This is a genomic window from Bradyrhizobium barranii subsp. barranii (assembly GCF_017565645.3).
GTDB lineage: Bacteria > Pseudomonadota > Alphaproteobacteria > Rhizobiales > Xanthobacteraceae > Bradyrhizobium > Bradyrhizobium barranii.
Genome location: NZ_CP086136.1, coordinates 6930733 through 6943483, shown reverse-complemented (window position 1 = coordinate 6943483; position 12751 = coordinate 6930733). Strand labels below are relative to the sequence as shown.

The following is a 12751-nucleotide window of genomic DNA, read 5'->3' as shown; positions in this document are numbered from 1 at the left end:
TCTTTGGACGCGGCGGCTTTGATCTAATCGGGGTGGAATCGTTGCAGGCCAATCCCTGCAAGCCAGGAGCAGTGCAGCATGAGTTCGATGACGATTGGACCGATCGCGGGGTCTGCTGCCGACCCATCCGAGCGCAGCGCGCTGCTGTTCTGGATGATCTTCACCGGACTGTCGATCTTCGCCGTCGTGCTGCTGTGGCGCTTCGGCCTGATCCGCCTGATGCTGACCTCGGACCGCACCTACATTTCCAGCGTGATCGCGCTGCTCTATGTCCTTACCTGCGGCCACTGCTTCCTGCGGACACGGGCGATCGCCCGTGAAGGCGCGGCGGTGCCGGGCGGTGCTCGCGGCGCCCGGGGGCAGCAAGGTGCTCGACGGCAGCGCGGCCGCGCTGCCACGCGGGCTGGTGCGGGACCACATCGAGAGCCTCGTGACGAAAGCGTCCGCGCAGGACTACCGGGCGGTCGACCAGACGCTGCTGCTGCGGACGCTGGCCGACCGGCTGCGCGGCTCCAACGGCTTCGGTGCCTTCGTCTCGGACACGCTGATGAAGCTCGGCCTGCTCGGCACCATCATCGGGTTCATCATCATGCTGGCGCCGATCGCGGGGCTGGATGCCGCCGACAAGGTCGCGATGCGTTCCTCGATGGGGCTGATGAGCGACGGCATGGCGGTCGCGATGTACACCACGCTCGCAGGCCTCGTCGGCTCGATCCTGGTCCGCATCCAGTATTACATGCTGGATGCCGCGACCCAGCGGGTGTTCTCGGATGCTGTGGTGCTGACCGAGACCTATGTGACGCCGGTGCTGGAGCGCAAAGGCACTGGAACCGCGTCATGATGGATGACTTTGGTCTCTATCCGCGCGAGGAGCCGTTCGATCCGCTGGGCGTGATGCTGTTCAAGGCGCTCCAGGTGATCGCCTTCCTGTTCTTCCTCGCGCTCCTCGCGGTGTCGCCCGATGCCAAGGACGGCAAGATCGATTCCAAGGCCGAGTTCATGATCACGCTGGACTGGCCGGACAGCCATCCAGACGATCTCGACCTGTTCGTGCAGGATCCCGCCGGCAACATCGCCTGGTACCGCCACCGCGAAGCCGGCTTCCTCACGCTCGATCGCGACGACCGGGGCGGGGCCAACGACTTCATCATGGTCAACGGTAAGAAGATCGCCTCGCCGATCCGCGAGGAGATCGTCACGGTGCGCGGCATCCTCGCCGGCGAATACACCGTCAACGTCTCACATTTCGTGGCGACGACCGGCGAACCGGTCCAGGCCAATGTGAAGGTGCAGAAGCTCAATCCGACCGCGCAGGTGGTCTTCGACAACAAATTCACGCTCGATCACACCGGCGACGAGAAGACCGCGGTGCGGTTCCGGCTCGATGCGGAAGGAAAGGTCGTCAATGTGGATCAGCGGCCGAAATCGCTGCTGGAGACGTTCCGCAGCAGTTGGCGCAACGGCGCCGATCTCGACCCGCGGACGGGGGTGAGCAAGAACGCTGTGAGGGTGCGCCGTGACTAGCCTGCAGACGGTCATCCTCACGCTGTCGGTTGCCTACGCCGTCATCGGCGCGCTGCTGCTGGTCGTGCTGGTCTATGCGCGGCTACACTGGTCGTTCAAGGCGGTCGCAGTGGTCGTGACCAGCGCCTTCTATGTCGTCAGCTTCACCGAGATGCGCGGACTGCTCGGCTGGGCCAGCGCCGACCGGCTGCCAACCTCCTTCAAGCTGCTGAAGGCCCGCATCGTCGAGCCGCATTCGCTGGAAGGCGATCCCGGCTCGATCTATCTCTGGGTCGAGCAGCTGGATGACGACAATCGCCCGAGCGGCATCCCGCGCGCCTTTCGTGTGCCCTACAATGACAGGCTGGCCGACAAGACCCATGCGGCGGAGAACGAGATCGCGCTGGGACATCCGCAAGGCGGCCGTGCCGCCGATTTCGGCGGCGGCGATGGCAGTCTCATTGACATGGTCCGGGAATATGTGACGCCCAAGACCATTCTGGAGACCAGCGGCGGCGATTCCTCGACCGGCGAATTCCTGGCACCACCCGCCGGCGCGCAAGGCGCGGTGTTCACCCCGATTCCGCCGCGCCGGATGCCGCCGAAGGACGAGCAATAGGCTCTTCACCATCGCCACAGGGGCACGCTGGAAAACGCACCCGCACTGGCGCATCTTCTTGACGTCCCTCAATTTGGCCTTATCGGCTTCCGATAAGGCCTTTGGGGTGGAGGGTGCGTGCTTCTCGCTGTCTTCTCGGATATCCACGGCAACCGGCAGGCGTTCGAGGCCTGCCTGAAGGTTGCCCGCGCGAAGGGCGCGGAGCGGTTCGTCCTGCTCGGCGACTTCGTCGGCTATGGCGCCGATCCGGAATGGGTCGTGGATACCGTGATGGGTCTGGTCCGGGAGGGCGCCATCGCCGTCCGCGGCAATCATGACGAGGCGGTCAACACCACGACCGAAGCCATGAATGCGGAGGCGCAGATCGCGATCGAATGGACGCGCGGGCGTCTCGACGTCGCGCAGCGGCGGTTCCTCGCCGAGCTGCCGATGCTGGTGGATGAGAAGGAGCGCCTTTACGTCCACTCGGAGGCCTCGAGCCCGCAGCGCTGGCACTATGTCCGTTCGACGGCGGATGCCGCCAAGAGCCTGATATCGACGCCCGCCCATGTCACCTTCTGCGGCCACATCCATCGCCCGGCGCTCTATTCGATGTCGGTGACGGCGAAGATGACGGGCCTCGTGCCCAAGACCGACGTTTCCGTGCCGCTGCTGCGCGGGCGGCAATGGCTGGCCGTGCTCGGCTCGGTGGGCCAGCCTCGCGATGGCGATCCATCCGCAGCCTTCGTGCTGTTCGACACCGTGTCGTGCCAGATCACCTATTGCCGCGCGCCCTATGACATTGCGAGCGCGGCGGACAAGATTCGCGAAAACGGCCTGCCGCCCTGGCTCGCCGACCGGCTGTCGCAGGGACGCTGACGGCGATGCCGCAACCCCTGGTCAAATCAGGCGCCGAGATCGACGGCTACACCATCGGTGAATGCGTCCATGCCGGCGGCATGGCGACGCTGTGGACCGTCACCCATCCCGGCATCGACGTGCCGCTGCTGATGAAGATTCCGCGGGTGTCGGAGGGCGAGGACCCCGCCGCGATCGTCTCGTTCGAGATGGAGATGATGATCTTGCCGCGGCTCGCCGGCCCGCACGTGCCCTCGTGTTTCGGCACCGGTGACTTCGCGCACCAGGCCTACGCCGTGATCGAGCGCATTCCCGGGACCACGCTCTACAAGCGGCTGCCCGACCTGCCGCTCCCATATGAGGAGGCGCGGCAGCTCGTCGCGAAGATCGCCGCCGCGCTGGCCGATCTGCACCGGCAGAACGTGATTCATCACGACGTCAAGCCGAGCAGCATCATGTTCCGCGATAGCGGCGAGGCGGTCCTGATCGATTACGGCCTGTCGCACCACAACCATCTGCCGGACCTGTTGCAGGAGGAATTCCGCCTGCCTTACGGCACCGCGCCCTACATGGCGCCCGAGCGGCTGTTGGGGGTACGGGACGATCCGCGCAGCGATCTGTTTTCGCTTGGCGTGCTGCTCTATTTCTTCACCACCGGCGAGCGTCCCTTCGGCGAGGGCGAGACGCTGCGCGCGATGCGTCGCCGGCTGTGGCGCGATCCGCACCCGCCGCGCGAATTGCGCGCGGACTATCCACCCTGGCTTCAGGAGGTGGTGCTGCGCTGTCTCGAGATCGAGCCGGTGCGGCGCTATCCGACCGCGTCCCAGCTCGCCTTCGATCTCGCTCATCCGGAGCAGGTCAAGCTCACCGCGCGTTCGGAACGGCTGAAGCGCGACCCCTTGAGCGTCGCCTGGCGGCGGCGCTTCAACCTGGGTGTCATGGCGCCGCGCGCGAAATCGGACGTGGCCGCGCAAATCGCCTCCAGCCCGATCCTCGCGGTCGCGCTCGACACGGTGGAAGGCGCGGGCGAGCTGAACGAGGCGCTGCGCGTGACGACCGAGCGCATTCTCGCGACGCTGCCGTCGGCGCGGCTTGCCTGCGTCAACGTGCTCAAGCTCAACCGCATCGCGATCGACCGGACGCTCGACGAGCAGGGCTCCAACAAGCATATCGACCGCCTGGTCGCGCTCCGGCATTGGGCGACGCCGCTCAAGCTGGACGAGAGCCGGCTGTCGGTTCACGTGCTGGAGGCCGTCGACCCCGCCGCGGCGCTGTTGGAATTCGCCGAGATCAATCAGGTCGACCACGTCATCATCGGCGCACGGCAGAGCTCGTTCCGCCGCACGCTGCTCGGCAGCGTCTCGGCCAAGGTGGCCTCGGAGGCGGCCTGCACCGTCACCGTGGTGCGGCCGCCGCGGATGGCTGCGGCGAAACCGGACGCCGGCGTCGTGTGGGGCTAGGAAAGATCACGCCGCGTGGGCGGCGTGGACGGAGCGCTTGCGGCGGATCGGCCAGCAGAATTGCGGGCCGGGCTCGCCGTGATCCGCGCCGCCGCCGAAATACTGGATGATCTCGCGGCAGGGCTCGCAATTGAAGAGGTTACGCGACGCGGATGCCTTGGTCATTTCCTTCAGGCAGTTCGGGCAGTGCGGTTTCATCGGGCGTGGTCCAGAACAGAATTCAATGCCGGCGCGGTGACCGGAGCGGGTGATCCGGGTCCGCCATCTCGGGCCCGGTGTCGTCGCGCCTCTCGCCTTCGGTGCGTTCGAGCCGACCGAAGAAATAGTCGAGGTCAGGATGCGGGCGCCGCGGGATGCGGCACCTGCGCTTCGCTTGACGCTTCACGAGCGCGATCTGCATGGGCTCAGGCCCGATACCAGTCGCGACGGACGATGCGGGCCGAACGTGCCGGCACCCTCGCCGGTCCGGCCGATGGGCCAAACACAACAAACGCACTGAAACCAAGCCACAACGCCACGCCAGTCCAAACCAGGGTCGTCGTCATGATGTGCTCCCGCGAAAACAGGCAAGAATCACTAGCGGTGATTTGCACGAATCAGGGAAGCCCGGAGGAGTACGGATCAAGGTGCAATTTAGGCATTGCGCGTCGCAACGCCCGTAAGACCCGCAGCTTTTCAGCAAATATGTTGCTTGTGCTTCAGATCGCTTCGCCGCGTGCGCCTGCGGCGGCGTTGCGGATCGCGGCGATGTTGGTCTTGTACGCTTCCTGCGTGCCGCCCTTGAACACGGAGGTGCCGGCGACGAAGGCGTTGGCGCCCGCCGCGGCCAGGGGACCCGCGACATCGGGACCGACGCCGCCATCGACCTCGATGTCGATCGGACGTCCCGCCGTCATCGCGCGGATGTCGCGGATCTTGCCGATCGCAGACGGGATGAAGGCCTGGCCGCCGAAGCCGGGATTGACCGACATCACCAGCACGAGGTCGACGAGGTCGATGACGTATTCGAGCACGCTGATCGGCGTGCCCGGGTTGAGCGAGACGCCGGCCTTCTTGCCGAGCGCGCGGATCGCCTGGAGCGAGCGGTGCAGATGGGGACCTGCTTCCGCATGCACGGTGATGTGGTCACAGCCGGCTTTGGCGAAGGCCTCGAGATAGGGGTCGCAGGGCGAAATCATCAGATGCGCGTCGAAGATCTTCTTGGTGTGCGGGCGCATCGCCTTGATGACGTCGGGGCCGTAGGAGATGTTGGGCACGAAATGTCCGTCCATCACGTCGAGATGGATCCAGTCGGCGCCGGCCGCGTCCACCGCGCGCACCTCTTCGCCGAGCTTGGAGAAGTCCGAGGCCAGGATCGAGGGCGCGATGGCCAGGGGGCGGGGAGTGAAGGCTTGGGTCATGGCGCGGTGTCCCGTGGCGGCCGTGAAAGATGATGCTCGCCTAACATGGGCCTCTCAGCCGGGCAATGCAGGGGTGGCGTGCTTCCTGTGGGCGGAAATTTCTGCCGCGACCGGCATGAATTGCCGGTGTTCCGGAGCCGCGCCAGGCGTCGCGAAGGCGGATTTCATTGAGCTTTTTGCGCTGGCACGACGCTTGCTGACATCACCGCCAGAACATTGGCTGCGGCGTGCCGCATCGGTTGGAGTTGTGCAATGTTGTTTGCCCTTGGTGCCGTATCGAGCGCGCTCGACGCGATCCAGTCGCTGACGAACTCGAAATCGTCCTCCTCGACCCAGAAGACGGGGTCTTCGCAGAACGCGCCGATCAATCCGTTCGCGATCGACAGCGGCAGCAGCACGACCAGCGGCGCGACCTCGTCGGTCAACGCGGGCAAAACGCCGCAAATCTCGCCGGAGACGATGAACGCGCTGTTCGCCGCGCAGAACCAGTCGTCCAGCGGCACCGGCAGCACGGCCAGCTCGAGCTCGACGTCTTCGACCTCGACGAGCCGCGACGCCGCGCTGAAGGACCTGTTCTCGCAGATCGACGGGGACGGCGACGGCAAGATCACCAAGTCCGAATTCGAGAACGCGCTCGGGGCCGGCGGCACCAACCTCGCGCAGGCCGACGACGTGTTCTCGAAGATGGATACGAATTCCGACGGCAGCGTCAGCCTGGATGAGATGTCGAAGGCGCTGAAGAGCGGCCATCACGGCCATGCCCACGGTGCCAGCGGCTCCGGCGATGGATCGGATTCCGCCTCGAAGTCGAGCGGCGGGTCGACCTCGACCACGACGACCGCTGCGGACGGCTCGACCACCACCACCGTCACCTATGCCGACGGCTTCAAGATGTCGACGACCGTCCCGGGCGCCTCCAGCTCCTCTCGCAATTCGGCCTACGATCTGTTCGCGCAGTTGATGCAGCGGCAAGGCGGGCAGGGCCAAGGCGCCTCAGCGACCGCCGGCTCGTCGATGTCGATGAGCGTCTGACGCCCACTCGCTGTCATGCCCCGGCTTGCCGCCTTCGCTAAAGCTTCGGCGGCCGAGCACCCTTGTGGCCCCGGCGTAGCCTTGGCGGAGCCGGGACCGGGGCATCCAGTACGCCGCGGCTTCTCGGTTCAATCACAACTGTCTCTGGGATACTGGATCGCCCGGTCTTCGCCGGCCGATGACGCGCGATATACGGTGAGAGGCGCGTGCCGCTTACGCGCCGAAGCGGTCCTTCCACGCCGGTAATGCTCCCGCAAACGGCAGCGCCGTCGCGCTGTACACGCCGCGCGCGATCGCGCGCGCGACCACGTTGGCGGCGACCGTGCCGAGCTCGGTGAGGCCGACCAGCGGCTCGATCGGCTTCTCACAGGTCGCAGCCGCAAACAGCACGTCGCCGTCGGTCGGGGCATGCACGGGATAGATGGCGCGGGCAAATCCGGTGTGCGCGATCATCGCAAGCCGCTTGGCCTGGGCCTTGGTCAGCGTCGCATCGGTGACGACGAGGCCGATCGTGGTGTTCTCGCGCGCGCTCGCGGCCGGGCCGCCCTTGATGCGCATCGCCAGCATGTCAGGCGTGAATTTGGATGGCAGGCCGCGCCCGCCGAACTCGCCGTTCTCCTCGAACGGCGCCGCCCAGAACCACGGTCCCTCGCCGACGGTTGCGCTGCCGACCGCGTTGACGACCATGATGGCGGCCACCTTGATGCCGTTGGGCAGGACCGCTGAAGCCGAGCCGAGCCCGCCCTTGAAGGTCGCGGTGGTACAGCCGAGGCCTGCGCCGACGCTGCCCAGCGCGAAGTCGTGGCCCGCGGCCACAGCTGCCGCGTAACCGAGATCGCGATAGGGCGCGAAGCGGCCCCAGGCCTTGTCGCCGCCGTTGAGCAGGTCGAACACGATGGCGCCCGGCACGATCGGGATCACCGCCTCGCGAATCCGGAAGCCGCGGCCCTGTTCGGCAAGCCAGGCCTGGACGCCGCCGCCGGTCTCGATGCCAAAGGCGGAGCCGCCGGACAGCGCAATCGCATCGACGCGCTCGACCGTGCTGGCAAGATCGAGCAGCGCATCCTCGCGCGTGCCGGGCCCGCCGCCGCGCACGTCGATCGCCGCGACCGCCGGGGCATCGAAGATGATCGCTGTCGTGCCGGAGGCGACTTTCGCATCCTCGGCATGGCCGACGCGGACGCCGGCGATATCGGTAAGCAGGTTTTTCAAGGCCGGCACTCCATGCGCTTCAGGCATCAGCGATAGCGCACCGATGCCGCGCGCTCAACTCGCCAGCGCGGTCCTGAGCATCTTGGCAAGCTCGGATTTGCGGTAGGGCTTGGCCAGCAGCAGCACGCCGGAATCGAGCCGGCCGTGATGGACGATGGCGTTCTCGGTGTAGCCCGAGGTGAACAGCGTCTTCAGGTCGGGACGCCGCCGCACCGCCTCGTCCGCGAGCTGGCGGCCGTTCATGTGGCCCGGCATGATGATGTCGGTGAAGAGCAGGTCGATGCCCTTGTCGGCATCGATGATGGTGAGGGCTTCGGCCGCGTTGGCGGCTTCGAGCGCGGCATAGCCGAGGCTCTTGATCTGGGTCACGACATATTGGCGCACCAGCGCGTCGTCCTCGACGATCAGGATCTTCTCGTCGCCGCCGGCGATGGGCACGTTCTGGAGCGACTCGTACTCGCTCTCCTGCACGCCGCTCGAGCGCGGCAGGTAGATCTTCACGCTCGTGCCGTGGCCTTCCTCGCTGTAGATCTTGATGTGGCCGCCGGACTGCTTGACGAAGCCGAACACCATGCTGAGCCCGAGCCCGGTGCCCTTGCCGACCTCCTTGGTGGTGAAGAACGGGTCGAACACCCGCTCCATCAGGTCCGGTGGAATGCCGGTGCCGGTGTCGCTGACCGCGATCATCACGTAGCTGCCGGCGACGACGTCGGGATTCATGCTGGCATAGCCGTCGTCGAGGAAGATGTTGCGGGTCTCCAGCACCAATGTGCCGCCGTCCGGCATGGCGTCGCGCGCGTTCAGCGCGAGGTTGAGGATCGCGGTGGAAAGCTGGCCCGGGTCGACCAGCGCCGGCCAGGCATCCCCGGTGAGCTGCGGCATGATGGTGATCTGCTCGCCGAGGGTCGGGTGCAGCAGCTTGGCGGCCTCGAGCGCCAGCGCATTGACGTCGATCTCGCGCGGCTGGAGCGGCTGCTTGCGGGCAAAGGCGAGCAGGTGCTTGGTCAGTTGCGCGCCGCGTTCGGCGGCGTCGTCGATCAGCTTGGTGATGGCGGCGAGCTCGGGACGGTCGGCCACCGCATCCGCGAGGATGCCGATCGTGCCGGTGATGACAGTCAGCACGTTGTTGAAATCGTGGGCGACGCCGCCGGTCAGCTGGCCGATGGAGTCCATTTTCTGGACCTGCCTGAGCTGGGCCTCTGCGGCCTGCTTCTCGGTGAGGTCGCGGCCGATGAAGAAATGGCGCTTCACCGGTTCCGACCAGGTGCCCATCCAGTTCAGCGTCACCTCGTGACCATCGTAGTGGTAGTAGCGCGCCTCGAAGCTGCGCTTGACCGCGCCACGCCGCGCCGCGCGCATCTCGTTGCGGGTGTTGTCGAGGTCATCGGGGTGAATGAACTCGATGGCGCTGTGCCCGATCATGTCCTCCGGCTTGTACCCGAGGATGTCCTTCACGCTCGGGCTGATCTGGATGAAATTGCCGTAACCGTCCGTCACGAGGATCAGGTCCTGCGAGGTCTCGAAGATGCGCTGGCGCTCCTCGATCTCGCGGTTGAGGGCGGATTCCGCCCGCTTCCGCTCGGTGATGTCGCGAGCGACCTTGGAGGCGCCGATGATCTTGCCGTCGGTCGATCGCAGCGGGACCTGGCTCAGCAGGACGTCGATCGGCTGGCCACTCTTGTGCAGCCGCACGGTCTCGTGCTGGTCGATGACCTCGCCGTTGCGGGTGCGGGCCAGCATTTCGGCGACTTCCTCGCGCTGCCCCTCGGGCATGATGATATCGACCTGGCGGCCGATCGCCTCGCTGGCGGAGTAGCCGAAGACGTGCTCTGCCGCCTTGTTCCAGGACGTGATGGTGCCGTCGAGCGACTTCGTGATGATGGCGTCGTTGGAGGACTCGACGACGGCGCTGAACAGCCGCTCGCGCTCGGCATAATAGTTCCGCTCCGAGCTCGACTGCCGCTGCAGCGCGCCGACCATGCCTGCCGTGTTGGCCTGGAGCCGCACGTTCTCGATGAGCAGCACCGCGAGCACGAAACTCGACGCAAAGAGGCCGTAGAGACGGCCGGCATAGAAACCGAGGTCGAAACGCGCGACGTTGACGATCGCCGACAGCGCGATGTCGAACAGCCAGGCGCACATCGTGACCATGAGCCAGACGTCGATCACCGTGTGCGGCTTGCGAAACCACAGCGTGACCAGCGCCGCGAAGCTCAGGGACCACAGGAACGACACCACGCCGATCATGGTGGGGGTGTAGTGGCCGTCCTTGAGCAGGACCGGTAGCAGGCCGTGCTGCGCAGTCACCAGCCAGGCGAAGACGGTCAACGCGACGAACACGCCGGCGACGGAAAGTGCGATCGCGGGAGCCGTCGCGCCCGCAACCCTGTTGCCGCCGTTGCCGTCCTTGAGCCAGGCATAGGCCAGCACGAACAGCGGGAAACCGGCGTGCCAGATCATGTAGAGCCAGACGGTGGTCTGCGGGCCTGCACCGAACAATCCGGCCGGGGCGAACAGCCCGGGGAAGGTGAGGGCGTGGGTCACCGCGGCGCCCGCCGTGAACATATAGCCGATCGACAGCAGCAGCAGCGCGCGGCTGCGCAGCACGGCGAACTGCGACAGCAGCAAAACGGCGGTGATGATGTCGCTGACCGCGAGCGCCGACTGGTAGCTCGCCACGAAGGCCGGCACCTGCGCGAGCGGCAAGCCCGCAAACGGTACCGCCAGTGCGAACAGGATCGCGGAGATGCCGACGATCGCCAACGCAGCCCTGCGATCGCTTCGCGTAGCCGGCAAGGTCGACAGGAATGTGCTTCGGTCGTTAGGCGCTAGCACGTCGATCTCTCGTAAGCCGGCATGATGACCTCCTACGTCAATCTCTTCCGGCCGGGAAGCCGCTACCCGCATGGTAGCCCGCTCCGGGCGCGCATCCTGACAGAAAGCGCATGCGACTCAACCGAAGGTTACAGCTTATTTAACTTGGGGTGGGACTTGGAACAGGTAGCTGGTAAGAGGTGATTTACCGGGACAGACCCATACTGCCTTGCCGGGCACTTGCGGTGAATTGAACCAAATAATGATACGTATCCGGGAGTTGTTCCCATGCGCCGTGTTCTCGTTGTCGACGACCAGAAGGAGGTCCGCGCGATGGTCGCGATCGTGCTTCGGGTCAACCGCTTTGACGTCGTCGAAGCCGAGAGCGGCGCAGCGGGCCTGAAAGCCTTCAGCGAGGGCGCTTTCGATGCCGCGATCGTCGATATTTTCCTGGCCGACACCAGCGGCGTCGACGTCATGGCGGCCATTCGCGAGCGAGTTCCCGGGTTCCCGATTGTCGCGGTCTCCGGCATGACCGCGCTGGATTTCATGGGCGAGGCGCCTGGTCTGGCCGACGTGGTATGTCTGCAAAAGCCATTTCGGCCGAACGATCTCCTGCAAGCGCTCCACAAGGCCCAGGCCGCGGCGGGCGGCGAGCTCTCCGCAGCCGTGTGACCGCACGGCGAAAGAAAACGCCCCGGCGAACCGGGGCGTTGGATTGATCCGGTTAAAAGGTCAGGCATCCTGTCTTAGGTGCCGTTGCCCTTGATCTCGGCGTAGCCGCCCTTGGCGTCCCATTTGTAGACGACATAGTCGAGCTGCTTGATGTCGCCCTTGGCGTCATACTCGATCGGGCCGATCACGGTGTCCCACTTGCCGGCCTTGATCGCCGCCATGACCTTCTTGGCGTCCGTGGTGCCGGCCTTCTTTGCCGCCTGCGACCAGACCTGCATCGCCGCATAGGTGTAGAGCGTATAGCCCTCGGGGTCGATGTTCTTGGCCTTGAAGGCGTCGACGATCTTCTTCGCGGTCGGCTTGTTGCGCGGATCCGGGCCGAAGGTGAACAGCGTGCCTTCGCCGGCCGGACCGGTGATGGAGGCGTACTCCTTGTCGGCGAGCGCGTCGCCGGCCATCAGGATCGTCTTGAGGCCCTGGTCACGCATCTGGCGCAGGATCAGGCCGCTCTCCTGATGATAGCCGCCGACATAGACGAGGTCGATGTTGTCGCGCTTCAGGCGCGAGACGATCGCGTTGAAGTCCTTGTCGCCCTTGTTGTAGGACTCGTACATCTTCTCGGTGATGCCGGCCTTGTTGAGCGCCTTCTTTGTCTCGTCGGCGAGACCCTTGCCGTAGGTGGTCTTGTCGTTGAGGATCGCGATGTTCTTGCCCTTGTAGTTCTTGGCGATGTACTGCGCCGCGACCAGGCCCTGCTGGTCGTCACGGCCGCAGACGCGCGCCACGTTCCAGAGTCCGCTATCGGTGAACTTCGGATTGGTCGAGGCGGGGGTAATCTGGAGCACGTTGCCGTCGGCATAGGCTTCGGAGGCGGGGATCGACGACGACGAGCAATAGTGCCCGGCCACGAACGGAATTTTCGCGCCGGCGATCTTTTCGGCGATCGAGCGCGCCTGCTTCGGGTCGCAGGCGTCGTCCTCGACGTTGAGCGCGAGCTTCTTGCCGTTGACGCCGCCGGCGGCGTTGATGTCAGCCACGGCCATCTCGGCGCCGTTCTTCATCTGGCGGCCGAAGGCGGACTCTCCGCCGGTCATCGGGCCTGCGACTGCGACGGTGACATCCTGCGCGAAAGCCGCGCTCGATAGCGCGATCGACGCGCCGAATGCCAGACCGATGAGCTTCAGTGATTTCATGAGATA

At 65.7% G+C, this 12751-nt stretch carries 13 protein-coding genes and 1 pseudogene; 7 read left to right on the top strand and 7 right to left on the bottom strand.

Translation table 11 applies throughout. The annotated features are described in order from the left end of the window. Nucleotides 1-23: 23 nt before the first annotated feature. A complete protein-coding gene (locus J4G43_RS34010; protein ID WP_225005892.1) occupies nucleotides 24-239 on the bottom strand; it encodes a hypothetical protein in 216 nt (71 codons plus the stop codon). Between J4G43_RS34010 and J4G43_RS34005 the strand changes: the two are divergent. The 5 genes and pseudogenes from J4G43_RS34005 (at nucleotide 142) to J4G43_RS33985 (ending at nucleotide 4419) form a co-directional block, all read left to right on the top strand. Beyond that, nucleotides 142-841 (top strand): annotated as a pseudogene (locus J4G43_RS34005) (MotA/TolQ/ExbB proton channel family protein). The gene J4G43_RS34010 and the pseudogene J4G43_RS34005 overlap by 98 nt on opposite strands. Continuing rightward, nucleotides 838-1524, top strand: a complete 687-nt coding sequence (locus tag J4G43_RS34000; RefSeq protein WP_028147462.1) for a DUF2135 domain-containing protein — start codon at nucleotides 838-840, stop codon at nucleotides 1522-1524. Before J4G43_RS34005 ends, J4G43_RS34000 begins: the two are co-directional and overlap by 4 nt. Next, a complete protein-coding gene (locus J4G43_RS33995) occupies nucleotides 1517-2122 on the top strand; it encodes a hypothetical protein (protein ID WP_208087596.1) in 606 nt (201 codons plus the stop codon). Before J4G43_RS34000 ends, J4G43_RS33995 begins: the two co-directional genes overlap by 8 nt. A 117-nt stretch (nucleotides 2123-2239) precedes the next feature. Then, entirely contained in the window at nucleotides 2240-2980 is a 741-nt protein-coding gene (locus tag J4G43_RS33990; protein ID WP_208087595.1) for a metallophosphoesterase family protein, read from the top strand. 5 nt (nucleotides 2981-2985) lie between these two features. After that, nucleotides 2986-4419 carry a serine/threonine protein kinase gene (locus J4G43_RS33985; RefSeq protein WP_208087594.1) on the top strand — a complete coding sequence of 478 codons (1434 nt, stop codon included), beginning with the start codon at nucleotides 2986-2988 and terminating at the stop codon, nucleotides 4417-4419. 6 nt (nucleotides 4420-4425) lie between these two features. Here the strand turns inward: J4G43_RS33985 and J4G43_RS33980 are convergent, their stop codons facing one another. The 3 genes from J4G43_RS33980 to rpe all read right to left on the bottom strand — a co-directional run bounded on the left by J4G43_RS33980 (nucleotide 4426) and on the right by rpe (nucleotide 5819). Further along, nucleotides 4426-4617, bottom strand: a complete 192-nt coding sequence (locus tag J4G43_RS33980; protein ID WP_014494175.1) for a hypothetical protein — start codon at nucleotides 4615-4617, stop codon at nucleotides 4426-4428. Nucleotides 4618-4639: 22 nt separating this feature from the next. After that, the gene (locus J4G43_RS33975) at nucleotides 4640-4819 is read right to left on the bottom strand and encodes a hypothetical protein (RefSeq protein ID WP_028147458.1); all 180 of its coding nucleotides are present in this window, start codon (nucleotides 4817-4819) and stop codon (nucleotides 4640-4642) included. A 298-nt stretch (nucleotides 4820-5117) separates the two neighbouring features. After that, complete coding sequence (rpe, locus tag J4G43_RS33970; protein WP_135215441.1) at nucleotides 5118-5819, bottom strand: ribulose-phosphate 3-epimerase; 702 nt, start codon at nucleotides 5817-5819, stop codon at nucleotides 5118-5120. Between the two features lie 252 nt (nucleotides 5820-6071). Here rpe and J4G43_RS33965 point away from each other — a divergent pair, with 252 nt between their 5' ends. Continuing rightward, nucleotides 6072-6851, top strand: coding sequence for an EF-hand domain-containing protein (locus J4G43_RS33965; protein ID WP_208087593.1), 780 nt, complete (start codon nucleotides 6072-6074; stop codon nucleotides 6849-6851). Nucleotides 6852-7064: 213 nt separating this feature from the next. On the opposite strand, the gene J4G43_RS33960 is transcribed toward J4G43_RS33965, so the two are convergent. Both J4G43_RS33960 and J4G43_RS33955 read right to left on the bottom strand, forming a co-directional pair. Continuing rightward, nucleotides 7065-8063: a P1 family peptidase gene (locus tag J4G43_RS33960; RefSeq protein WP_071912452.1), complete on the bottom strand. Its 999-nt coding sequence runs from the start codon at nucleotides 8061-8063 to the stop codon at nucleotides 7065-7067. Between the two features lie 54 nt (nucleotides 8064-8117). Next, nucleotides 8118-10970, bottom strand: coding sequence for a PAS domain S-box protein (locus tag J4G43_RS33955; protein ID WP_208087592.1), 2853 nt, complete (start codon nucleotides 10968-10970; stop codon nucleotides 8118-8120). 195 nt (nucleotides 10971-11165) lie between these two features. Between J4G43_RS33955 and J4G43_RS33950 the strand changes: the two genes are divergently transcribed. Further along, nucleotides 11166-11552 carry a response regulator gene (locus J4G43_RS33950; RefSeq protein WP_071912455.1) on the top strand — a complete coding sequence of 129 codons (387 nt, stop codon included), beginning with the start codon at nucleotides 11166-11168 and terminating at the stop codon, nucleotides 11550-11552. Between the two features lie 74 nt (nucleotides 11553-11626). Here the strand turns inward: J4G43_RS33950 and J4G43_RS33945 are convergent, their stop codons facing one another. Then, nucleotides 11627-12745 carry a branched-chain amino acid ABC transporter substrate-binding protein gene (locus tag J4G43_RS33945; protein WP_028147453.1) on the bottom strand — a complete coding sequence of 373 codons (1119 nt, stop codon included), beginning with the start codon at nucleotides 12743-12745 and terminating at the stop codon, nucleotides 11627-11629. Between the last annotated feature and the right edge of the window lie 6 nt (nucleotides 12746-12751).